The organism is Candidatus Thermoplasmatota archaeon (genome assembly GCA_029907305.1).
In the GTDB taxonomy this organism is placed as follows: Archaea; Thermoplasmatota; E2; order DHVEG-1; family DHVEG-1; genus JARYMC01.
In genome coordinates this window covers 1-24,959 of sequence record JARYMC010000005.1, presented here as the reverse complement: position 1 = coordinate 24,959, position 24,959 = coordinate 1, and the positions used below count along the sequence as shown (strand labels likewise).

The 24,959-nt window shown below is 36.8% G+C and carries 20 protein-coding genes, 1 tRNA gene and 1 other RNA gene; 10 read left to right on the top strand and 12 right to left on the bottom strand.

The features are described from left to right. Positions 1–3 precede the first annotated feature (3 nt). Complete coding sequence (locus QHH19_00785) at positions 4–648, top strand: dihydrofolate reductase family protein (protein MDH7516875.1); 645 nt, start codon at positions 4–6, stop codon at positions 646–648. Next, positions 645–1,106: a Mut7-C RNAse domain-containing protein gene (locus QHH19_00780; GenBank protein MDH7516874.1), complete on the top strand. Its 462-nt coding sequence runs from the start codon at positions 645–647 to the stop codon at positions 1,104–1,106. Before QHH19_00785 ends, QHH19_00780 begins: the two co-directional genes overlap by 4 nt. A 6-nt stretch (positions 1,107–1,112) precedes the next feature. On the opposite strand, the gene QHH19_00775 is transcribed toward QHH19_00780, so the two are convergent. Beyond that, positions 1,113–1,409, bottom strand: coding sequence for a DUF424 family protein (locus QHH19_00775; protein ID MDH7516873.1), 297 nt, complete (start codon positions 1,407–1,409; stop codon positions 1,113–1,115). A gap of 279 nt (positions 1,410–1,688) precedes the next feature. On the opposite strand from QHH19_00775, the gene QHH19_00770 reads away from it, so the two are divergent. From QHH19_00770 to QHH19_00745, 6 genes are all read left to right on the top strand, one after another. After that, a complete protein-coding gene (locus tag QHH19_00770; GenBank protein ID MDH7516872.1) occupies positions 1,689–3,371 on the top strand; it encodes a DNA-directed DNA polymerase II small subunit in 1,683 nt (560 codons plus the stop codon). Between the two features lie 81 nt (positions 3,372–3,452). Further along, the gene (locus tag QHH19_00765; protein ID MDH7516871.1) at positions 3,453–6,884 is read left to right on the top strand and encodes a DNA polymerase II large subunit; all 3,432 of its coding nucleotides are present in this window, start codon (positions 3,453–3,455) and stop codon (positions 6,882–6,884) included. Between the two features lie 71 nt (positions 6,885–6,955). Next, on the top strand, positions 6,956–7,210 hold the full coding sequence (locus QHH19_00760) for a hypothetical protein (GenBank protein ID MDH7516870.1): 255 nt from the start codon (positions 6,956–6,958) through the stop codon (positions 7,208–7,210). Between the two features lie 25 nt (positions 7,211–7,235). Next, positions 7,236–7,550: signal recognition particle sRNA (gene ffs, locus QHH19_00755), an RNA gene on the top strand. A gap of 75 nt (positions 7,551–7,625) precedes the next feature. After that, positions 7,626–9,734 carry a minichromosome maintenance protein MCM gene (locus QHH19_00750; GenBank protein MDH7516869.1) on the top strand — a complete coding sequence of 703 codons (2,109 nt, stop codon included), beginning with the start codon at positions 7,626–7,628 and terminating at the stop codon, positions 9,732–9,734. Between the two features lie 54 nt (positions 9,735–9,788). Beyond that, the gene (locus QHH19_00745) at positions 9,789–10,088 is read left to right on the top strand and encodes a hypothetical protein (GenBank protein ID MDH7516868.1); all 300 of its coding nucleotides are present in this window, start codon (positions 9,789–9,791) and stop codon (positions 10,086–10,088) included. 11 nt (positions 10,089–10,099) lie between these two features. On the opposite strand, the gene QHH19_00740 is transcribed toward QHH19_00745, so the two are convergent. The 7 genes from QHH19_00740 to dph5 all read right to left on the bottom strand — a co-directional run bounded on the left by QHH19_00740 (position 10,100) and on the right by dph5 (position 17,846). Beyond that, positions 10,100–10,456 (bottom strand): hypothetical protein, encoded by a 357-nt coding sequence (locus QHH19_00740; GenBank protein MDH7516867.1) that lies wholly within the window; start codon positions 10,454–10,456, stop codon positions 10,100–10,102. A 175-nt stretch (positions 10,457–10,631) separates the two neighbouring features. After that, positions 10,632–12,830 (bottom strand): elongation factor EF-2, encoded by a 2,199-nt coding sequence (locus tag QHH19_00735; protein ID MDH7516866.1) that lies wholly within the window; start codon positions 12,828–12,830, stop codon positions 10,632–10,634. A gap of 46 nt (positions 12,831–12,876) precedes the next feature. Next, on the bottom strand, positions 12,877–13,470 hold the full coding sequence (locus QHH19_00730; protein ID MDH7516865.1) for a 30S ribosomal protein S7: 594 nt from the start codon (positions 13,468–13,470) through the stop codon (positions 12,877–12,879). A gap of 2 nt (positions 13,471–13,472) precedes the next feature. After that, positions 13,473–13,904 carry a 30S ribosomal protein S12 gene (locus QHH19_00725; GenBank protein ID MDH7516864.1) on the bottom strand — a complete coding sequence of 144 codons (432 nt, stop codon included), beginning with the start codon at positions 13,902–13,904 and terminating at the stop codon, positions 13,473–13,475. 132 nt (positions 13,905–14,036) lie between these two features. Beyond that, positions 14,037–15,149: a transglutaminase-like domain-containing protein gene (locus QHH19_00720; GenBank protein ID MDH7516863.1), complete on the bottom strand. Its 1,113-nt coding sequence runs from the start codon at positions 15,147–15,149 to the stop codon at positions 14,037–14,039. 5 nt (positions 15,150–15,154) lie between these two features. Beyond that, the gene (locus QHH19_00715) at positions 15,155–16,999 is read right to left on the bottom strand and encodes a DUF87 domain-containing protein (protein MDH7516862.1); all 1,845 of its coding nucleotides are present in this window, start codon (positions 16,997–16,999) and stop codon (positions 15,155–15,157) included. Positions 17,000–17,039: 40 nt separating this feature from the next. Next, on the bottom strand, positions 17,040–17,846 hold the full coding sequence (dph5, locus tag QHH19_00710) for a diphthine synthase (protein MDH7516861.1): 807 nt from the start codon (positions 17,844–17,846) through the stop codon (positions 17,040–17,042). A 102-nt stretch (positions 17,847–17,948) separates the two neighbouring features. Between dph5 and QHH19_00705 the strand changes: the two genes are divergently transcribed. After that, positions 17,949–18,881 carry a presenilin family intramembrane aspartyl protease gene (locus QHH19_00705; GenBank protein ID MDH7516860.1) on the top strand — a complete coding sequence of 311 codons (933 nt, stop codon included), beginning with the start codon at positions 17,949–17,951 and terminating at the stop codon, positions 18,879–18,881. Positions 18,882–18,890: 9 nt separating this feature from the next. On the opposite strand, the gene QHH19_00700 is transcribed toward QHH19_00705, so the two are convergent. The 3 genes from QHH19_00700 to QHH19_00690 all read right to left on the bottom strand — a co-directional run bounded on the left by QHH19_00700 (position 18,891) and on the right by QHH19_00690 (position 23,797). Further along, positions 18,891–19,874: a rhomboid family intramembrane serine protease gene (locus QHH19_00700; GenBank protein MDH7516859.1), complete on the bottom strand. Its 984-nt coding sequence runs from the start codon at positions 19,872–19,874 to the stop codon at positions 18,891–18,893. After that, positions 19,865–23,701: a phospholipase D-like domain-containing protein gene (locus tag QHH19_00695; GenBank protein ID MDH7516858.1), complete on the bottom strand. Its 3,837-nt coding sequence runs from the start codon at positions 23,699–23,701 to the stop codon at positions 19,865–19,867. Before QHH19_00695 ends, QHH19_00700 begins: the two co-directional genes overlap by 10 nt. Before the next feature lie 25 nt (positions 23,702–23,726). Next, positions 23,727–23,797: transfer RNA gene (locus tag QHH19_00690), tRNA-Cys, on the bottom strand. Between the two features lie 102 nt (positions 23,798–23,899). Between QHH19_00690 and QHH19_00685 the strand changes: the two genes are divergently transcribed. Continuing rightward, positions 23,900–24,469 (top strand): hypothetical protein, encoded by a 570-nt coding sequence (locus tag QHH19_00685; GenBank protein ID MDH7516857.1) that lies wholly within the window; start codon positions 23,900–23,902, stop codon positions 24,467–24,469. 158 nt (positions 24,470–24,627) lie between these two features. On the opposite strand, the gene QHH19_00680 is transcribed toward QHH19_00685, so the two are convergent. Continuing rightward, complete coding sequence (locus tag QHH19_00680) at positions 24,628–24,813, bottom strand: hypothetical protein (GenBank protein MDH7516856.1); 186 nt, start codon at positions 24,811–24,813, stop codon at positions 24,628–24,630. Positions 24,814–24,959: the final 146 nt, after the last annotated feature.

Genomic DNA, 24,959 nt, shown 5'->3' with positions numbered 1-24,959 from the left:
TTAATGAAAAGACCATATGTTGTAATCAACTGTGCAATATCATCAGATGGTAAAATAGCTGATGCATCTGGTAAACAAATCAGGATATCCTGTGAAGAAGATATCAAAAGGATGTACGAGCTTAGAAACCAGTCAGATGCAGTCCTTGTAGGCATAAACACTGTTCTCTCTGATAACCCAAGGTTAACTGTAAAAGAAAAATATGTAAAAAACCCTAGGCAACCAATTAGAATAGTTCTCGACACGTATTGTAAAACCCCAATCGATTCTCTTGTTGTAAACACTGATGCAAAAACTTTTATTATAACCGGAGAAAAATTTGACAAAAATTTTGGTAATAATGTGGAAAAAATTGTTTGCAGCACAAAAAATGGTTTAATTGATCTAGAAAAATTCTTAGATATAATCTACAAAAAAGGTATAAAAAAATTGATGGTTGAGGGAGGAGGAACAGTGATATATAATTTTTTGAAATTTGGTTTTTTTGATGATTTCTTTGTATACGTTGGTTCTATTAAAATCGATGGTGGGAAAACCCCGCCTTTTATTGTTGATAATAAAATTGATGTAAAAAGCTTTAACCTTAAATTAGTTGAAACAAAAGATTTTGGTCTCGGAAAACTTAGTCACTATAGATTGATAAAATGAAGTTTTTATGCGATCAAATGTTGGGTAGTCTCGCGAAATGGCTTCGCCTTATGGGTTTTGATACTTTTTATGCGAATGCAGATATGGATGATGATGAGTTGTTACAGGTTGCAAAAAAAGAAAACAGGGTTGTTATAACAAGGGACAAGGAATTAATGAGCAAGATGAAAAAACAGAAACTGCCTGTTATCGAGCTTGATGTAACTGATGTTGATGAACAGCTAAAAATTGTTTTAAAAGATATTGTTGTTGATCCAAAAAATGTTTTATCAAGGTGTTCAGTTTGTAACACTATTCTCGATGAAATTAAGAAAAAAGATATTCAGGACAAGGTACCTAGGAGGGTTTTTGAGAATAATGAGAAGTTCTGGTTTTGCCCTAAATGTGATAAAATCTATTGGATGGGTACGCATTATGATAAGATTAAAAATAAAATAGATGAACTGCAAAAACATTGAAATCTTTTATATCATTTTTACCATCTGAGCATGTGGGACACCTTTTATTTTGAGGACAAACCTTGGGTCCACAAGCCCCATTTCAATTGCGCATTTCACGGTTTCTACACCAACAAGATTAGCTATGGTAGCATCTTCTAGGTATCTTTTAAGGGTTTTTTTGTTAACCCTCTCGCCATCATAAAAACTGGTTGAGACATCTATTTGTAGCTTGCCTTTTGTGAATTTTTTTCCGAGGAGTTTTTCGTCGCATGCACCCACTATTATTTCAGGTCCTTGTTTGTAGATTTTTACGCTTATCATAGGTATGGTTTTCCTTCCTGTTTTTTTTGTCTCTAATCTTATGTTACTTTATCCTGTTTTATATTTATTTCGAAAATTAAAGGTAAAAAACGCGTTTTTAGATGTTGATGTAAAACCTGAAATAACAGCCATGTTTTTTTAGCCTAAAAAACACGTTTTTTGGGAAAAATATATATACAACCCCTGTTTGGAGGTGTTTGTTTTTACCACAATTCTAAAAACCTATGATGCTATACATTTTATAAAAACAGGGAAAAATGTTTTTTTGTGGGATAGAGGATGAAAGAGATTCTTCGGTCGTTCTCTGAGCATGGTACCTTCGTACAACCAGATGCACTAAAATACATTATGTCAAAAGAAAACCCTGGGGAGTTCTCGTCTTTTATCATAAAAAACCTCCAAGAGTATCCTCTTATTTTAACTGTTGATCAGATAAAAAACATAGAGCAGCAGACAACAAAAACTGTTGAGGAACAGCCAAAAATACAGCCACCTGTGGTTGACTCACAGATTGAAAAGGAGGTACAAAAAAAGGTTCTTTCAACCATCTATGGCAAAGGAGAGTTGCATATTAAAACATTGAATGATGAGAACGGCGAGGAAGACGAAGAACCAGATGACTTGGATCAAACAGAGGCATCTGATTTAGAAGCGATGCCTAAGCTTATATCAATTGAAAAAGTTAAAGGCTGGAAACCAAAAGCAGCTGAATACGAATCAGAGATAGAAATAATAAAGGATGTGACCGGTAAAAGTACGTGCGAGGGTACTACAAAAGATTTCACGAAATTGTTTGTCGACCGTTATCATGTTTTGCGTAAACTACTTCAGAGTCAGAGACGGGAAATGGTAAACGTTATGCCAATAAGCAGGATTAAACACGGTGTCATGAAAGAGGTTCAAATAATAGGGATAGTGAAAGATGTTAGAACCACGGTTAATGGTCATAGACTTATAGAAATAGAGGATGAAACCGATACTGTGACTTGTATAGCTCTCAAAACCAACCATGAAACAGTTCAGATGGCTAACGAGGTTGTTTTCGACGAAATCATAGGTGTAAAGGGTCATTTGAGTAAAAACGGTGACCTAGTTATCATAAACAGTATAGTTTTCCCTGAGATAAGTATACAACATGAAAAAAACAAATCAGAAGTACCTGTTTTTGCTGCGTTCCTATCAGACATACATATCGGTAGTAAAATGTTTATGGAAAGCGAATGGCAGGCTTTTCTAAGATGGTTTAATGGTGCAATAGGTAACTCCAGGCAGCGTGACGTAGCTGGTAGAATAAAATACCTAGTGGTACCAGGTGATGTAGTAGATGGTATTGGTATTTACCCTAACCAGGAAAAAGAGTTGTCAATAACTGATGTATACAGACAGTATGAGGCTTTAGCTGAACAGTTCAAACTCATACCAGACCATATATCAATTATTATGCAACCTGGTAACCATGATGCTGTACGCCCTGCGGAGCCACAACCAACTTTTGAAAAAGAGATAAGAGACCTTTTCTCAGGTAAGGACATAAGGTTTGTTGGCAACCCATGTTATTTCTCGTTGAATGGCGTTGAGGTTTTATCCTATCATGGTCAGAGCCTACTTGATTTTGCTACAAACATACAGTCACTTAAATATAATGAGCCTATTGAGACTATGAAGGTTATGTTACGTAAACATCATCTTGCCCCAACATATGGTGGCTATACGCCTCTTGCACCAGAGCATTCAGACTATATGATTATCGATCGTGTACCAGATATTTTTGTTACAGGTCATGTTCATGTAGCAAAGTTTGGTGACTACCGTGGTGTTACACTAATTAATGCTAGTAGCTGGCAGTCGCAGACTAGTTATCAGAAAATGTTGAATTTTGTGCCTGATTCAGCAAAGCTACCAATCGTTGATCTTAAAACAGGTAATGTTACAATGATGGATTTCAGTAAAAAACTGGAATAAAAAAAATTTTTGTAAAATACAAAAATTTAAACTACTAGTTTGTATTAACAATTTTTACCAAAATTTTTAGAGCGGGAAATTATGGGTGGGGACCAATCCATCGATGTCGCAGTTAGCCCAAACATGCAAGAGTATTTCAACTCTCTACAGAAAGACATCGACTTATGCTATTCTATCGCTAGTGAGGCACGTAAAAAAGGTTTAGACCCAGAATACAATGTTGAGATACCACAAGCCTTGGACCTTGCATCAAGGGTAGAGCAACTAGTTGGACCAAAAGGTATAGCACCAAAAATAAGAGCCGCTACAAAAAAACTATGTGACAGAGAACTAGTCTCACTTGAAATAGCTCGGGAGATAGCATCTGGTAAAACATACAAATTCAACAAAATAGAGGATGCAATAGACCAAGCCATACGGACTGGATTAGCGATACTAACAGAGGGTGTACTTGTTGCACCATTAGAGGGCATAGCTGAGGTGAGACTAGGTAAAAACAACGATGGTACAGACTATGTTGACCTATATTTCTCAGGACCAATTAGGAGCGCTGGTGGTACAGGCCAGGCTATGAGCGTCCTTATAGCAGACATAGTCCGAAGAGAACTCGGCATAGACCGGTTCAAACCAACACCAGGTGAAATAGAGCGATACAAAGAAGAAATACCTCTTTACAAAAGAGTACAACACCTACAGTATCTACCAACAGTTGATGAGATAGACAAAATAGTGAGAGAATGCCCGATATGCATAAATGGAGAGGGAACCGAAGACGAAGAAGTAACAGGATACAGGGATTTACCACGTGTAGAAACCAACCGACTTAGAGGTGGCGCATGTCTTGTAATAGCAGAAGGACTTTGCCTAAAAGCACCCAAGATAATGAAACATGTTAAAAAACTGAAACTAAAAGGATGGGATTTCTTAGAAATATTTGTAACAAAAGAAAACAAGGACGACAAAAAAAAGGAACAACTACCTGAGATAACACCCTCATCGAAATACATAGGGGAGGTTATAGCTGGTAGACCAGTATTCTCACATCCATCAAGAAAAGGTGGTTTCAGATTAAGATATGGTAGGGCGAGAACCGCTGGCCTAGCTTCAACAGCGATAAACCCAGCATCAATGTACTTGCTTGATAGTTTCATAGCGGTTGGGACACAACTAAAGACAGAGCGACCAGGAAAAGGAACAATAGGGACACCATGCACAGAAATCGAAGGACCAATAGTGTTACTACAAAACGGGGACCTAGTTCAGATAAACAATGCTGAGGACGTAAAAAAATATGATGTACAAAAAATAATAGACCTCGGGGAAATACTAATACCATTTGGTGAGTTCCTTGAAAACAACTCATTGTTACCAAACTCGAGCTACGTATACGAATGGTGGATCCAGGACTTACAAAAAGCAGCTAACCTTTTACCAAAAGACTATACGTTTAACAGCGTGAAAGAGGCTGATGAAAAAACCATAAAAAAAGTTTCAGAAGACTTTGGGAGAAACATTGACCTCAAAAACCTGTCATCAACTGATGCTTTCAAAATATCAGAAAAATACAACATCCCATTACATCCATCTTACAACCTTTTCTGGCATGACATAACAACAAAAGAACTAGCATGTCTATCAAAATTTATTCTAGAACAAGGAAAAATAACAGAAGACAAAATATTGGTTTTACCAAAAGACCAAGAAATCAAAAGGATACTAATCGAACTCGGCGTTTTACATAAACAAAGGGAAGGTGTACTAAACATAGACAGGTACGCTTATCCTCTTATCAGATGCTGCGGCTTAGAAGTTAAAGAAAACAAAATCGTTGAAACACAAAGACTCACAATTTTAAACAACATAAAAGATGACGAAAAAACCATCGACGTAGTCTCAAAACTCGCTGGTGTCACAATAAGAGAACGATCACCATACCGCATTGGAACAAGAATGGGGAGACCAGAAAAAGCTGCACCAAGAAAAATGAGGCCGCCACCACACACACTATTCCCACTTGGAAACTATGGTGGAAACCAGCGTCTAATAAGAACAGCAGCAGAAAAAGGCATCATAGAAGTAGAAGCAGGCGTTAGATTATGCCCAAAATGCGGTAAAAAAACCCATAAAATAACATGCACATGCGGTGGACACACAGAATGCAAAAACGGTAAAGTAGAGCTGCAACAAATAAACATAAACGAAGAGCTAGTTATAGCTCAAGAAAACATAGACGAAAGAAACCTACCAGACACAATAAAAGGTGTCATAGGCACAATATCAAAACACAAAACACCAGAGCCACTAGAAAAAGGTATACTAAGAGCAAAACACGACGTATCAGTTTTCAAAGATGGGACGATACGTTTTGATATGACAGATGCACCATTAACACATTTTAAACCAAAAGAAGCACATATCTCAGTAGAAAAACTGAAAAAACTTGGTTATACAAAAGACTACCTAGGCAACCCACTCGAGCATGATGATCAAATCTGTGAGCTCAAAGTACAGGACGTAATAATCTCAAAATCATGCGCAGAATATTTCGCACAGGTTTCAAGGTTCATAGATGATCTACTCGTTAAATTCTACAAACTCCCACGTTTCTACAAAATAAAAAACCTTGAGGATTTAACAGGTCATCTCGTTGTTGGTTTAGCACCGCATACATCTGCTGGTGCGTTAGCAAGGATAATAGGTTTCACTGATTCTCAGGTATGCTTTGCACACCCGTTTTACCATGCAGCAAAGAGAAGAAACTGCGATGGTGACGAGGATGGGCTTATGCTTTTGATGGATGCATTGTTGAACTTCTCCCATTCATATATCCCAGATAAACGCGGCGGTAGAATGGATTTACCTCTGATACTCACAACACGTATTGATCCAACTGAGGTTGATAAAGAAGCTCACAACATTGACACATTAGCTAGATACCCACTCGATTTTTATGAAGCAACACTACGTCATGAGAACCCGAAAAATTTAGAGTCAATTATGGGTTTGGTTTCATCAAGACTTAGGACTGAGTTGCAGTACGAAAAATTTTATTTCACACATGATACAAACAACATATCTGAGGGGCCGTCTGCATCTGCTTACAAGACTTTGAAGACTATGATGGATAAGATGAATGCCCAGCTTAGCCTAGCAGCAAAAATAAGGGCTGTTGACACGCCTGATGTTGCCTATAAGGTTATAGAACGACATTTTTTGCCGGATATACTTGGTAACCTCAGAGCTTTTAGTAAACAGTCTGTGAGATGCCCGCTTTGTAACACTATTTATCGTAGGATTCCTCTGCAGGGTGTTTGTATAAAATGTGGTGGTAAACTTACTCTCACGGTTCATGAGAAATCTGTTAAAAAGTATCTTGAGATTTCGAAGAATATTGCTGAGCGTTATAATCTCCCCTCTTATGCTTGTCAGAGGATAAAACTGGTAGAGAAATCTATTGACTCGCTTTTTATTAGTGATAAGATTAGGACAACTAAGCTGAGTGACTTCTTCTAGAAGAGTATTTAAATCATAACTTTCTTATATCTGTAGATTATTGCCTTGTTAAACTGAGAGGAGCTGAAATAATGGCTGAGAGTATTGTTCCTATAGGGAAGAAAACATGGTATAAATGGTCGTTTTATATTAATGTAATATTGTTTTTCATAATAGCTTTGTTTATATATTTGCTTGTTATTGATTGTCTTTCTTATTCCGCTATGGGTGGCGCTTATGATTGGCTTTATATAGCCCGTGACCTTGCTTTTCTGTCTATTGCTTTGGCTTTGGTGTTCTTCCAGTTCTTTAGGAATTTGTTGATAATCTGGCGTAGATCACTATAAACGTGTTTAGGTTTAATGGCGATAGGCGTAGGATAGACCGGGGAGGTAGGCGTTCCCTGTAACCAGAAATCGCCGATATGCTGGGGTCGAAACCAAGAGGCGATGTAACGAGCATTTGTTGATCCATGTGTTGACGATGAAACCTCGTCCTTTGGGATCAGAGGTGATGATTGTGTATGGCCGGAGGGCTATACGCGCATCTTAGTTGCGGGGACCGGGTGAGGCACGGAAGTGAGCAGCCTTACCGCAAACTGCTGGTGCTCATTGGGTTAGCGGGGTCAAGGATGCATGTGGGTAGTCAATAGATGAAACGTGCAGCCACTCTTTGGTGTTCCTGCGCCCGCTAAAATTTCATATAAGTTTATTAAATAGTTCAGTTATTCTAAATTTTACAATTTGATTTGGGGGAACTTATATGGTTCAGTTACTTAAGGATGAGAGTTTAGTATCTACTTGGGAGAATTTTTTTGAGGAGAACAGTAGGTCTGATATCGAGACTGTTGCTCTGTCTTATCCTGATAAACGTAGTCTTTTTGTTAATTACTGGGATATTGATAGGTATGATTCTAAGCTTTCTGAGATGATTATCAACCAGCCGTATAAAGCGATTTTTAATGCTGAGGAGGCTCTTAAGAACATTGATGTTGCTGTTGAAAATAAATTGAAACTTCATTTCCGGGTTTTTGATTTACCTGATACTCATAAGATTTTGATTCGTAAGATCCGCTCTCATCATCTTGGTAAATATGCTGCTGTTGAGGGTTTAGTTAAGAAGGTTACTGAGGTTCGTCCTAAGCTTCAGGTTGCTGCTTTTCAGTGTCAGAAATGCGGTGCTATTCTCAGAGTTGAGCAGGAGGAGGATATTTTGAAGGAGCCTTCTGAGTGTTATGAGGATCAGGGTGGCTGTGGTAGGGTTTCTTCTTTTAAGCTTATGACTAGTTTGTCTACTTTTATTGATTCGCAGAAGATTGAGGTGCAGGAGAACCCTGAGGGTCTTCGTGGTGGTGCACAACCAGAGAGAATCAGTGTTTATCTTGAGGATGACCTTGTTGGTGAGATAGCACCTGGTGATCGTATCATTGTTAATGGTATTCTTCATTCTATGCAGAGAAGGCACGGTACGTATCGTCTTACTTCTTTTGATAAAATCATGGATGCACGTAGCATAGAGCGGCAAGAACTAGCTTTTGAGGAAGTTGAGGTTACTGAAGAGGATGAAAAAGAGATCATCAGGGTTAGTAAAGACCCTGCTATTTATGAGAAGATGAGGCAGAGTATGGCACCGACTATTTATGGTATGGACACTGAAAAAGAGGCTTTGGTTCTGCAGCTTTTTGGTGGTTTGTCGAAGAAGATGCCAGATGGTACATACATCAGGGGTGATATTCACACACTGTTGGTTGGCGACCCTGGTACAGCTAAATCACAGTTGCTCTCTTATATGTCTAAACTCGCTCCAAGAAGCATCTACGCATCCGGTAAGGCATCATCTGCCGCTGGTCTTACTGCTGCAGCTGTACGTGATGAGTTTGGTGAAGGACAGTGGACTCTCGAGGCTGGTGCGTTAGTTCTAGCTGATATGGGCATAGCCTGTATTGATGAGATTGATAAGATGGATGAATCTGATAGGAGTGCTCTTCATCAGGCTATGGAACAACAAGAAATCTCTGTTGCCAAAGCTGGTATTAATGCTACGCTTAAATCCCGTTGTGCTCTGCTTGCTGCTGCTAACCCCAAACTCGGGCGTTTTGATGAATATATGCCTATCCATGAGCAGATCAACATGCCACCTGCTTTGTTGTCTCGTTTTGACCTGATTTTTTCAATAATAGATAAACCAAACAAGAAGTTTGATACCGACCTTGCTACGCATGTTTTGCGAACACACAAAGCTGGTGAAGTTAGTGAAAACATCGCGAAATCCAAGAAATCTAAGTACACAAAAAAGGAACAAGAAAACCTGATGGAAAACGTTATGCCTATTTTTGAACCAGATTTCCTAAGGAAATATGTTGCGTACGCAAAAAGAAACGTGTATCCTGTGATGAACGATGAAGCTTTTGAGATACTTAAAAACTACTATGTGGATCTCAGAAGCTCATCTGAGGATTCTGTTCCATTCACGCCTAGGCAACTCGAGGCTTTCGTTAGACTAGCTGAGGCGAGCGCACGTGTTAGACTAAGTGAAGAAATCACGGTTGATGATGCCAGAAGAGCTATATCAATCATAGATAAATACCTGAGGAGAGTTGGCCTGGATAGAGAAACGGGTAAATTTGATATAGACATAATCGCAACAGGTATCAGTCATAGTCAACACGAGAGGATGCGTACCCTTATGGATATAATACAGAAGTTATGTAACGAGTCAAAGGATGGTAACGCAGCTAGGGGAGATATAATTAGAGAAGCAGAGATAATCGGTATCGAGTCAACCAAGGTTGAAGAAGCTCTTGAGAGACTGAAACGTAACGGGCAGATATACGAGCCTATGCACGGTAAATATAGGATTACTGAATATTAGATTTGACTAATATTTATCAAAAGATTCAAATAAACTCTTCAATTGGTCATAATTATGATTTGGAAGAAGATTTTAAAACCAGATTGGAAAAAAATTTTGTTGACAGTTATTATTCTTCTTCCTGCCTTGCTGATTTCTTATAATGAGCCTAATTGTATGACTATGGGTGGAGGATGTACACATAGTGAAGGTTTTCCATTTGTATATCATTCTATTCATCATCCCGCTGCTTTACCTAATCCGCCCCAACCAACAGAATATTTTAATTATTTTTTTATTGTTTTAGATGTGATATTTTGGTATCTAATTTCTTGTGTAATCATTTTTTTATTTTACAAAATCAGGAAAAAATAGTTTTTCATCTACTATATTTTTGGGGACGACAGCTGTGCAACAGCTTTCCTAACAAATTTCTCGTTCTCTGGTCCTATCTCAGCAGATACACAGCTGATAAAATTATCTTTTATATCATGCCAGTTGAGTGTTGTAACACCAAAATAAAGTTTTTTATTTACATTAGATGCTTTGTGTACATGCGGTGACCATCTACCAGGTGTCGTATCACAGTTATCCATATGCAGGATATATGTTTTTTTCAGAGCCTTTTTCCCTATCAGATAGATTTCGAATTTTCTGTTAAAATACTTATAATTTGTGTCTTTATCGTAGTAGCGGTATTCAAGTTCATAGTCTTTATTTATGGGAATAATTCCTCTTTCCATAGTGCATCTCCAAAAAACTGTAACATGGTCCACTATATTTGGTTTATGATTTTTTTATGATAAGAGGCATGTAATTTTTCTAAAATACGAAATGTATTTCATATGTTATATGTTTATATGAAATTGAGTTAAGAATTATATGAGTTAAAAATTATATTGGAGTAAAAGGGTATTTTTACCCCATATAGTAACTAGCTGGGTAAGGCTCTGGTTTCAAACCTTTTCTCTCCCTGATTTGTTTAACGACCTGTGGCTGTAAATTCCTCGGTAAAGGCTCGAACCCCATGTTTTCTGTGTTCCAAAGAACACGACCACCCGTAGCTGAGCGTATTGCTGATGCAAAACCAAACATATCAGCAACAGGTGCTTTAGCATCTATATTAACTGTATCCCCCTCCGTTATCATATCACGTATTACTGCACGTCTCTGATTAAGCTCCCTTGTCGCATCCCCCATGATCTCCTGTGGCGTGCTAATGAAAACCTTCTGCATGGGCTCAAGCAGTATCGGATCAGATATAGTTATAGCACCATATATAGCGTTTCTAACAGCTGGTATAACCTGAGCGGGACCACGATGTATAGCATCCTCATGCAACTTGGCATCAACCAGTTTAACTAATATCCCCTGACAAGGCTCTGACGCAATAGGACCACTTTTCATAACCTCATCAAAAGCCTCCTTGATAAGCTCCCTTGTCTCAAAAAGATACTGAATACCTTTTGTCACATCAGAGATCATATTAAGACCACATATACCAAATACTCCTTTCGCAACCTCCTTATCCATACCAAGATCCTGCAATAACCTCGCTGTTTCTTTCTTAAATTTCTTAACATTCTCAGGTATATCACCGTTATATATCGCCTTCACAACATTCTCAGGAAGCGGCTCAACCTCTATGTAGAAACGGTTATGCTTGTTTGGTGATTTTCCCTCAAAAGCCTCAGGGCTTTTCTTGCCTACACTCTCTCTGTATACCACTATTGGTTCTGAACAAACAATGTCAACTTTATGCTCATTTCTAATCCTATATTCTGTGATCTCAAGATGCAGTTCACCCATACCAGACATAAGGTTCTCACCAGTCTCCTGATTAATAGTAACCTGTATACTAGGATCGGCCTTTGAGATCATACGGAGCACTTCTATCAATTTGGGCAGATCCTTAGCATTCTTTGCCTCAACAGCCACTGTAACAACAGGTTCTGAGATGTGTACAATCTTCTCAAAAGGCTCTACATCAGGAAGAGATGTAACTGTGCTACCAGCAATCGCATCCCTAACACCAGTTAGAGCAACGATGTTACCAGCGCTAACAAAATCAACAGGTATCCTATCAGCACCAACCATGAGATTAACTTGTTGAACACGGTTAGGCTTGGGCATACCCGCGACATAAACTTCCTGTCCACGCTCAACTTTCCCGCTGAACACCCTACCAACAACACACTCACCAGCATGAGGATCAATAATGATCTTAGTAACCATCAAAGCAAGAGGACCAGTGTCCTTGCATTCAACCATGCTTCTACCAATCTCGCTATCTAGATCACCCTTCCAGATATGTGGTATCCTATATTTTTGCGCCTGAGCAGGCGATGGTAAATTATCTACGACCATATCAAGTATAACTTCGTGTATAGGAAGTTTCTTCGCCAATGTTTTCTGATCATTCTTCCTACAATACTCATATATGTCCTTAAAACTGAGCCCTGATTTTTTCATATAAGGCGCAGAAATAGCCCAGTTGTAAAAAGCAGAACCAAAAGCAACAGTACCCTCCTCAACTTTAACATTCCATTTGCCTTTGAACTCCTCAGGTACTGTTTTATTAACCAACTCATTAAATCTCGTAATAATCTTCACAAAACGCTGCTGCATCTCCTCAGGTGTAACACGTAGCTCATTAATCAAACGATCAACCTTGTTTATAAACAAAACAGGTTTAACCTTCTCATGAAGCGCCTGTCTTATAACAGTCTCAGTCTGAGGCATAGCCCCCTCTACTGCACAAACTAAAACAATGCATCCATCAAGGGCACGCATAGCACGAGTTACATCACCTCCAAAATCAACATGCCCGGGTGTGTCAATAAGATTGATTAAATAATCTTTTCCTTCAAATGTGTGAACCATTGAAGCAGCAGCAGCATTAATCGTAATACCCCTAGCCTGCTCCTGCTCATCATAATCCAAAACTAGTTGTTTACCAGCGAGTTCTTCACTCATCATACCACAACCAGCAAGCAGATTATCTGAAAAAGTAGTCTTGCCATGATCTATGTGCGCAGCTGTACCAATGTTGCGAATATGATCAAGTTTATTCATCAAATCCTTTGCTCTCTTAATGTTATCCTCTTTTCGTCCCATATCAAACTACCCCAAACAACAACTCATAAATCTTCTAAATTATTTTTTACCTAGCTGATTTGGCGATACGCTCAACATCGTTTTTCTTCGCTATAGCAAAAGAGGTAGCATCATTCTTAGACGCCTTTATAATCTCCTCAGCTAGACAATCCTCAATACGTTTTTTGTTACCCCGGGTCGCAGAAATAGCACCCATACAAATATTTCTAATAGCTAAATCAAGACGTCTCTGCGGAGCAACGTCAACAGCCTTTGGAACAGATATACCACCATACTGCAACCTAGTTGTCTCCTCCTTAGGCGCAGCATTCTGAAGCGCATCCACAAGAACCTGAATAGGATTAGTTTTAGTCTTACTATCAATAATATTAAAAGCCTCTCTAACAACCTTATACGCCTTAGTTTTTTTACCATTATAATTTTCTGTGCGCATCAAGTTATTTATCAAACGCTCAACTATAGACATCTTAGATTTACCAAAAATCTTGTTGGCATAAACACCACCTAAAAAAACTTTATTGATATCTAGATTAATATATTTAGCAAGACCAGCATCCTCAATTTTAACAGTACTCATATCATACTTTGACAAAACCGGGAAAAAATCATTCTCATCCTTGCTTCTTTTTCCATCTACCATAACTATCTTCTCATTGGTTTCTCAATCTTACCCTCAACTAGCTCCTGAAGAGACACATCATTAACTTTAATAACCTTGAATCTAACACCAGGGATATCACCGTAGCTTCTACCCATCCTACCACCAATACCCTCAACAAGTACCTCATCATGCTCATCAATGAAACCAATCGCTTTGTTACCAGGAGCAAAAGCAGTGATCTGCCTACCATTCTTTATAAGCTGCACCTTGACGCATTTACGAATCGCTGAGTTAGGCTGTTTTGCTTCTACACCAACTTTTTCAATTACTATACCCTTTGCCTGTGGCACTCCCTCAAGTGGATCTGCTTTTTGTTTAAGTTTTAATACACGCCTTTTATAGTATCTACTACTCCAACGTTGTTTTTTACGGTTTTTCTTTAGTTTTCTTGCAGCATTGATTCCTTTTCCCATAGTTCACCCTATAGATAAGGTTAAGGCAGTATGCACTTTTAATATTTAAATGCTTAGTTTTAAAAATTAAAGTTTTTCCCCTATTAAAAACTAACTATCCCCTCTAAAAAAATGTTTCAAAAAAAAAAATTTTTACAGAGTTTTATATGTTCTATAACCTTTTGAATCAACAAAAAGCATTTTTTCTTCTAAAACCTCAAAATCCTCTATTTCAACAAAAGGCGTCATATCTATATGCATATGATTTTCATAGAAAACTTTTGGTCCAGAGATCGACATGTTCATTGACATATTACTACCATCATCCTGGAATAAACGTAAATGATCAGCTGTCTCTACACCAAAATTCTGGTTAACCTGTATATTCATATCCTTTGAGGGGCATGCGCATTCAACCGGGATCCAACCACTGTTACCAATATTTCCGCCAACGAAAACCTCTACCCAAGCATGTGCAACAGCACCAGTCACATTATTGTTAGTTAAATCAACCAGGAATCCTCTTATGAACCTCGCTGGTATGCCAACTGAACGACATAGTGATATGTACAAAAATGATAGGTCATCGCAGTCACCTGTTTTCTCAGTTATCGTCATACCAGCTGGCTGTACGCTGACATCAGTAATATGCGTCCTATAACTTGTGTTTTGTTTAAGCCAGATAAAAAGTTTTTTCGCTATAACAAAAGAATTGTTTGTATTTGCTTGGTTTTTTATGTTTTGGGCAACTAATTTTATATACTCATTATTTGGGTCTATGTAAATAGTGTTGTTTACTGACTGTTCTTTTGTATATTGACTGAAAACATCTGGATAAAAAGTTTTGATTTCATCTAAAGTTAATGCATCAACGCCATTAAGATCAGATACAAGAACCCCTTCTGCGACGACAGTCGCACTAACACCAAGTTTATAACTATTTTTGTTTTTCCCGCTAATATTCCACTGCGCAATTGCATTGTTCGCCAAATTTATAGTTGTATAATTATAAGGGTATATTATCTGTTTTGTTATTGCAGATCCGATTAGTACTTCTGGTAGATCACACTCATAGTTTATCCTGAAACTTCCGGTGCCACTGCAATCTATCTCATAACCATATCTTATGTTATATGAGATTTTCACTGGTTGCTTCTCATAAGTTAAACCACCATCATTTAAACCAAAATAATCCATGCATCCTGTTGTACAATTTATTAAAAAAATTATGAGCAGAACCAGTGTAACAACTATTTTTTTGTTCATAGAGTTTATCTTCTAAAAAAACCTTTTTTCACCATACGTGTTCTGTGGTATTTGCATCCCTGGTTCATCGGGCATCTGACGCATTCTGGGTTGTTTTCATGGCAGAAGTTTTCGCCTAGTTTATCCAGAGATTCCAGGTAGCGGTAGACGTTTTCCTTCATTTTCTCAGCCTCTTTAGCTAAGAAACTTATCGTGTCATCTGGTTTGGTAGTAGAAACCCAACCTAACCTGTTTGCTACTCTGTGTACGTTTTCTGCTTTTTTAGTAAAATTATTGCTTTTCTGAGGTTGGCTTTGTGTAGGAGGTTTTTCTTGTTGCTGAGGCGTGGGTGCAGGCATCTTAGGTATCTTTGGTACATAATTTGATTCGCTTTCACCTCTGAATATAGTAACTGATTTACCACCATGACTTGTCTCTCTCGTCCGTATATCAACCATTATAGGTATCTGTATGGATGCACCAGATATGAGAGCGACACCAACAGGTAGCCTCTGTATCTCATCAGCTGTGTGGGTAGTTAACCCCTCAACTGATTGAACAATAGCTTTCAAATCATTTGGGTTTGTTACCTTCAAAATAATGTTTGTGTTGCATTGTGATATTATGTTTTTGTCGATTTTTGCTGGACGTTGACTAACAACACAAAGACCCATACCAAACTTTCGCCCCTCAGATGCAACTGTTCTAAGCATACTAGAAGAAACAGCGTTACCAAAACCTCTCTCCGGGCAGTAGTTATGTGCCTCTTCAACAATCAATAGAAACGGAGGTATCTTCCCTGATTTACGATCCTCAAACAACTCTTTTGTAAGACGTGCAACAACAACCTCCTGTATATCAGGTGGTACACCCTTCATGTTGATTATCGAGCATCTCCCTTTCTGGACGATCTCATGTGTATCAGTACCTTTTTCAGAAAAAACACCTATTGATTCTAGTGATTCAAGAGATGCTATAACATTCCATTTCGCACCACTTTTACTATGGTTAACCGCATCTATTATATCCCTGATTGTATAAACTTTTTTAAACTCTTTAACTTCTTTTATAGCTTGATACAAAACACCTATTTGTGGACCTGAGAGTTTAGCTGAGAGCAGATCTATTATCTCTCGCGCCTCAAGGTTTACACCAGTTAGTGTGAGATGCTCTACGTCAGTACGACTACTAAGAGGCGTATACTCAACTATTTGACTAGAATACTCACGTGGTTTAACATTAAACCTCTCCATGTTCTTTTGATCTTTTTTTTCTTTGTTAGGATGCTTTAACGAAACATATTCACCATGTGTATCAATTATAACAAGAGGCACCTTTTTTTTCAACATCTCTTCAACAAGTACACCACAGGCATAACTTTTTCCCCCACCTGTTTTAGCTAATATGCACACATGTTTTTGAACCATTGAGTCTATATTAAGATAGACAGGTAGATTATGACCCTTCAACAGGCCGATGTACGCACCGCTCTCCTTATCCGCATGTAGATTAAGCACATGCCTAATCAAGCCTTCATCAGCAGGTATTATTTTACTACCAGCCTCAAAAGGGGTGCGGGGAACCTGCAGGTTACCTGATTTATCCCTATAACCAATTACACCAGCATAAGCTGAGAGGTCGCTTTTAATATATGGTATTTCTCCACTGCTTTTAAGAGTCGATGCCTCCTCAAACTTTAGATCAGAATACCTTTTAATATCCATAACTTGCGCTAGTATGTATCCTTCTCTGTGTGGTGCAGCAATGTAGTCAAACTTGCGTATACCCTGACTATTAACAGTAAAATTAAACTCAGTTGAACCAACATCTCCGTATATAACACCGACAAAATCTTCTTTTTGCTGAGGCATCCATTACTCCTTGATCTAGGCTAATATAGCATTTATTATTTTAGTTTTTGCATTTCTCACCCAACATAATTGGCAAACCAGCAAACCTTATTAATGATTCTATTTCCATAAAATGCAGATTACCAGGTACAACAATCGTGTGAAGAGGAGGACCAAAATCCATTTTTTCCAAGAAAACAATACTGTTAGCAACAACAAGTGGTTTATCTGAGCCAGCATGGGCTACAACACAAACCACGCTATCCTCACTCAGAACATTTTCTTTTTGCTTTTTCTCCATCTGTAAAAGCAGCTCCAACCCTTCGTTAGCAGTCATAAACCTGTTTTTATCTGCCTGTATATCAAGAAGAACAAGCGTATGCAACCCCATCTTTTTATTATCCCTAATAACCTCATATGGGCTGATTGGAAAATAATTTTTTTCAGGAAAAACCAATGTTGTTGTCCTACCAAACTTGTAATTTTGCAAACCAAGCAAACCTGGTACAGCAGTCATAATACTACTACCATGTACTATCTTTGTTTCAATACCCTTGCTGGCAGCTCTAAGTCTCAGATCAACATGAGTAGTAGCAGCCATAGGATCACCACAAGTCAAAAAAACAACCTTTTTGTTTTTAGCAAAATCCAGGATTATATCACCTTTCTCAGTTTCATCTCTAGACAATACTTCTATATTTTTACCAACGGTTTTTTCAATCTTTTTTATATCTGTACCAACAAGCTTTGCAGTATAGAACTCAGCGTAAACCTTATCGCAGTTTTTGATTTCATCCAAACCCTTTAATGATATGTCTTTCTCGTCGTAAAGACCAAGTCCAACAAACGTTAATCTGCCTTTATTCATAATTAATACTATTACAGTTTAATTAGATGGTATACAAAAACTTTTGTTTTATGTTCTGAGAATCAAACCCATTAAATACAATTAATTTATTCACGAGAAACTATGAACGAGCCTAAAAATGCATCCAGAGATTTTTTCCCAATTTTTTTGATGGCGGTTTTATTCATTTTTATACAAGGGCTGGCTTTGTTGATAGTAAAACCTTTTGTTGCAGCTGGCATGCAAGCATTTGATGATGTAAACGATCCATTGAATCTAGCATATATTCTAATTACATTATTGGTTGTAACAGGTATTATATTAATTATTGCAAAATACTGGAAAAAAAAGATTTTACACATCCTTCTTTTGGGTGCGATTGGTTACACAATTTTTTTTGCTTTTTTCTTACCAATTTATGGTATTTTTTTACCTGATTTGCCGCTATGGTTTTATCTATTTATCTCAGCTTTATCAACAGCTATCTTATTATTAGCATTGATTAAATTCCCAGAGTGGTACGTAATCGATATATGTGGGATTATGGTTGGTGCAAGCGCCATCGCAATACTCGGTATCTCTCTAGGCATACTTTTAGTAATAATCCTATTGTTATGTCTTATTGTTTATGATGCGATATCCGTTTATAAAACAAAACACATGATTGATCTAGCTGACACTGTAATAGACCTTAAACTACCTGTTCTTCTAGTTGTACCAAAAATCAGACATTATTCACTTATAAAAGAAACTAAAAGCCTGAAAGAAAAACTAAAAACCGGTGAAGAAAGAGATGCTTTTTTCATGGGACTTGGTGATGTTGTGATGCCGGGTCTTCTTGTTGCATCTGTTTATCGTTTTATAGAAAACGGTTTGCCGATAGCTCTCTCTGTTATGGCTGGTACACTTGTGGGTTTCGCAATATTGATGTTTTTTGTTATAAAAGGCAAACCACAAGCAGGACTACCATGCCTAGCAGGTGGCGCTATACTAGGATATATGATATCGAGTCTTTATTACCATGGTCAACTAGTTGGTCTCAACTTTTTTTTCTAAAAAAATTTTTTAATATCGTATTTTAAAACCACAGCTTTCACACCAAATATCCTTGTCAAAATGATTCAAAGTTTTCCCGCATCTAGGGCATCTAGTTTTTTCTATGAAATGCTCAAACCATATGTCTCTAACCTGTGGTACTGTCTCGTGTTCTATTCGGTTTAACATATCCTTAAGCTCAGGCGTAGTTGCCAGCTCTCTTAGGCTGGAAAAATTTATTTTCCCTGGTTTCTGAGTTGCATAAGAGTCATAAGAGATAGTTGCAGATGATGTATCACCTTCGGGTCTTTTAGTTCTTATAAGCAACGCAGCTAAAATAACACCGCTGATTAAACCACCTAGGTGAGCATAGTGTGCAGTTGTATCCTGAACATCAAGCCATACTATTATGGTTTCAAAGACTGCAAAAATAATAGCAGCATACAACACCTTAATCCGCATGATGAACATTATGCCAATCGGTATCGGCATAACAACCTCATCTCGTGGATAAGAATAGGCGAAAGCACCTAGTATACCAAAAATAGCGCCAGATGCACCAACAAGTAAAATATCTGATCCAAGATTAAGTAACGAATGAGTCAATGCACCACAAACACCGGTCACTAGATATATCGCTAAAAATTTCTTTGCACCTATCCTCTGCTCAAAAGCCATGCCCATGAAGAAAAAAATTATCATGTTACCAAAAATATGAAAAAAACCGCTATGAACAAACATTGATGTGAACAATGTGTAAATCTTTGGCAAATAATCCAGTGATAGATAAATGGGTCTAAAACCCAAATCAATAATTATTGTACTAACCAAATGGCCATAAATCTTTTCCTGAAAAACTAAGGTAATAATAAAAACAACTAGATTTGCTATAAGTATCGCATACGTTATCATCCATTTTTTAAAATAAGCGATAACAAGTGCACTGATCATTATACAAATCGCTAATATAGAAAATATAGAAATCGGTTGCAAAGAAAGAAATATCATTCCCATTTTCTTTTTCTCCAGTCACGTGCTATAACAACGAAAGTCATTGTAAATATAACCATGATATAAATAGTGTTCTGATGTTTCACAGGCGTTTCTGCATTTTCTAAATCTGTTTCAGAAAAATTAAGTTTAGAAAAACCAGTTTTTGATGAATTAGATTTTAAAGAACTAATTTTTAAAAAATCAAGATCCCAATCATAAAAGAAAACGTTAACATAATAACCTGCCACTGCCTCATTTTCTATTATAACGCCTGCTTCACGGTTACGAACAACAGAGTTTTCATTCCAGTTAACGCTAGATATCAAAACAGACTTGTTGTCAACTATCATACCTTTGTTATGAATGTTGGTGAAACAAGACCAGTTTGTGAATATGAACTTTACCTCAATACCATATTTTTCAAAATACCTTTTTGTTAAAACACATTTTATATTAGTGTCCTCATAGTTAGGGTTGTAGTTCAATATAACTTTAACATCAACACCAGAAAGTGATTTATTCACAAGTAGCTCAACAAAAGGATTGATCCTATCATCCCAGTCTCTATATATGTACATCTGCTGAATGTAGATACTGTTATTCGCGGATTTTATCATATCACATATAGCATCATAACTTGTATCCGGCGAGAAAACAGGGGTAACAGAGAAATTTCCGCTGAAATCACCTTGTCTGAAACTAGGAGTATATATGCCTTTTATCACTGTTTCATCCATGTAGAAATCAGGTGGCAATGAATAATTGTAATCAGAGAAACTAACGCTATCGCATCTCACTGGGTTGTAATCCTCCATAAAAACATTCAGGAAGTATTCTGCTACATCCTTGTTTCTTATAACAATACCCCAGTCACGGTTACCAAAACTTGGATCCACTGGTACACCTGTTTTAGCCCAGTTGCAGCTCTCAACAATAACAGTTTTATTATCAATCACCAGATATTTGCCATGATCAAATGTGTATCTCGCATAGATTTTTTTTGCTTTATCGTTTACTATTAATCTTACTTCTCCACCATGATCTAGTATCTTTTTTAGTATGAATTTTTCTCTATCATCCATCCCGCCCACTGGTGAGCCTTCTGCGAATATTTTCACTGAAACATTTCTTTTCAACGCTTCAATTAGTTCGTTGCAAAGGAACGGGTTTGTAAACTCGTATATGTTGAAATATATTGATGTGTTTGCTTTCCTGAGTTCATTAACTATTACATCGTAGCTGCAATCAGGTGAAACAAAAGTTGTTATATTACATAACCCTGAGATTTTTAGATAAGGTAAATCTGTTTGGCCTATACCATATTTCCTGGGTTGAACCCAATCATTAAATGTGTCAGTATCAACTGGTAAACCTTGTCTGAAAACTCTTTTTAATATAACCCCTTCTTTAGAATCTGGTACTGTTGAGCCGTTCCATCCACTCAAATTATTTACGTCAACCAAACCGTACGCAACCACGTCTATAGTGTGGTTATACATGTTTTTTAATGCAACAACAGCGCCTTTATTAGCTAAAACAAATTTTTTGTTTGCATACATCTGAGGTATCTCTTCATCTGAGTCCACATAATGTTCAAAATCAGGTTTTTTTCCTGTCTCCCAGAAATATGCTGTAGCGTTCTGCGTAACCAATATTGATTGATTTGATAGCAAAGTTGTGTTTTCTGGAAAAACTATTTTAGTCTGCGCCATTTTGTTTTTAAAAGGCTGATTTGTTAAATACCAACCTGAGATATCTATGTTAGTGTCCGAGGGGTTGTGTATTTTTATGAACTCGTTGTTTATACTAGGGTGTGTATGATAGTAAACCTCTGTAATCAATATTTTTTTAGATTGCTCTGAAGGCCGTGTATCATAAATGTTGATCTTTATAGACAACTGGTTATTCGACTCATCTAACTCATCTATCTCGTCTTCCTCATCTACTATAACAAAAACTGTGTGACTACCTGGTTTTACTTTTATGGTATCCCATTCCACAGATGGATACTTCTGGTATTTACCAACTGAGTCATAGTATTTTTGTCCAATAAAATGTTCTCTGTCTATATTATCATAATAAAAATTTACATAAACATCTGAGGCGTTTTCATTTCCAATGTTTCTCAGATACGCTTTTATCCGTATTGTTTCACCCTGTGCAGCTGAATCATTTTCTTTGTCTCTCTCATCATAAATCTTTATGTTTGGTATGGTGAGATCTGGTGCTAGTAAATCAACCCTTAAATTTATCACGTCTGTTTCACCAACGTCTTTACTAGATGTTACAACAACTGTTATATTAACGCCTTTGCAATCATGCTGTTGACAAGGAATCACGTATAGATACGTATCATATTTTTCTTTAGGTTTAAGTGTTAAGCTATATTTTCTAAGTGATGCACGCCAACTACATGATACATTTTTTATTTCAATGTCTAATGTATCTTGGAAGTCGCCTTCATTCGTTATAGTAAGAGGTATATCTAGCATTGAGTTTCTTCTAACAAGATAAAAAGTCTCATGTGAATACACATCAACTTTGTATCGACCTTGTTCTATAGTTAAATTAGATAAAACATGTATTATGCTACCGTTTTCATCTAAAAACATTATTTTATAGTTTGATCCAACCGGCGAGGTTATTTTAAAATAACCTGGTTTTGAAACCAAGCCATCATCTATCATGTTGCTTTCTGTGAAATATAACCCTGTTATAACACCAGAATCATTTTCGATTAAAACTGTTTTATTTTGTAGACATGTATTGTTTTTTTCTGCTATGCCTACAACAAGGCCACCTGCTGTACCATTAAATGTCGAGTTATCCATATCTAGTAGAAACACTTTACGAGGGGTTTTGTATGTTGAGTTTTCTTTTCTGATTTTTATAGTAACATACGCTGTGTTATTGTTCTCTATATTTCTTTGATATTCAACGTAGTCTTTTTTGAATCTGAGATACATCCATCCTGACCAATTTCCTTTCTCATCCGTGGTTATGTTGTATACATAGTAGTTTGAGTAAATCCATTTGTTTCCATCCCATGTCTGTGTAGCATATGCTTCGTTTGGATGATCACCTTTTACAAATGCTTTGATTTGGTAGCTCTCGTTTTGTAGATAGTTACTTAGGTTTACTTTAACAGCAAAGGGTATGCTGTATGTTGAACCGTTTTGTATTTTCGGTATGTATCTTGGGAATAAATCTATTTTTAGATTTGGTGTTGGTAAAAAACAGTTTATTTCACCCGGTGTAGGTTTTGTTCCATCATAAAAATCAATGCTTGAGTCATTGTTGTATGAATCTATATATCTGCATAGTGAATGCCCTTCATCTATGAGATTTGCTGGTGAACCAGGAACATCAGGGTAATCATCGCCCCACTCAACTGCATCTATAATTTTTCCATTTGAGTCTTTTAATATTAATTTATCTTTGTTGTTTCCTAGACCATTGCCTATAGTTAGATCATCCACGTATAATTTTATTGCATTGTTTGGTATTGAGAAGTTTTCATATATTTTTGTATCGTGATCAGCTATCAATGCGTAGCTATAGGGTGGTATGATTGTAGTTCCGTTTCCGTGTTCAAAATCTCCTTCCAATGTATCTTCTGCTGTGTTATCTGTTATACTCCAACCTGAGATATTTATTGATTGGTTTGTTGGGTTGTATAGTTCTATCCATTTGCTGTAATTGTCGTTTTGTTCAGGGTTGTACATTATCTCGTTTATCACGATGTTTGTTTTTGTGCCCGAAAATACAATTTGATTTGTTAATAAAAATATAAAAAATAAAATAAAAATAAGTAGCGAGAGTCTCAAATGCAAATTCTTTTTCGACATAGAAACCCCCAAATTTTTTTATTAGAGGGCGGAGAGGGATTTGAACCCTCGTAAACAGATCTGCAGTCTGTCACATAGCCACTTTGTTACCCGCCCACAGGAATAATAGGATATAAAACGAGTGTTTATTAAAAGTTTTTGGGGAGAATCAGCAATCATTTAATTAATCCATGATACAATACGTTAAAATGAAATCATATGAAAAAACAACTCGTTTTGGTTATTGAACACTGCGAACCAATATTATCGGAATGGTTGAAACTCGAGTACAAACATGCAGTTAAACTATGGGATGGAGAAACCATTTTCACAAGAGTGAATGATAAAAAAACAACTAATTTTTTGAAGAAGATTAGTAAAGTTGAAAAAAAGAAGGCAAAAGAAATTCTTGGTAATAAAAAATGTATTGTACTTGATCCACAGGCTAAAAAACCTTTAACAACAAAAGATTTTTCAAAAATTGATGCACTCATTGTTGGTGGAATATTAGGTTATGAGAAACCAAAAGGTCGAACAAAAAAAATGATCAGTAACAAATCTGGTTTTGAGACAAGGCATCTTGGTAAAACCCAGCTAACAATTGATGGTGCGGTTTTTGTTGCAAAGGCGATATCGCTAGGTTTAAGACTTTGTGATATAGAAATTGCAAATGAAATAGAAATTGTTCACGACTCAGTACATTCAACAATACTACCATTTGGTTATCCGATAATTAACGATAAACCAGTGATTACACCAGGGCTAATTGAATACCTCACAAGAAACTAAATTCTTATCAAATTATTCGTTGATTTTTCGCTCGATGTACTCAAATTCTTTCCATGCACTATTAACGGCTTATCAAAAAAAGATATTACTCAAATTACAGATTTTAAAAAATAAAAAAAAGAAGAAGAGAGATGTAATTTTTTTGTTAAAAGTCTTGTTTACCTCTTTTTGAGATATGGAAGACCAGTCCTTTTGTTAACACCAACAGTGTACCCGCTTGGTAAATCACATGGTTTGCCACTTTTTGGTGATCTTTTACTGAAGAAATAAATTGTTTGGTTTCTTCCGCCTTTTAATTTTACATCTCGTGTATATAATGTCCATCCTTGATGTGTGTATGGCATAATTTTACCTCCAGATATAGGGAATGATATCTTATAATTTAAATCTTTCCTTATTTTCGGCGTTGTCCGGAAAATAAATGTAGAACAACTTCAATATCATATCTGGATGGGTTGCAAACAATACAATAAAGAAAAAAAATAAAACA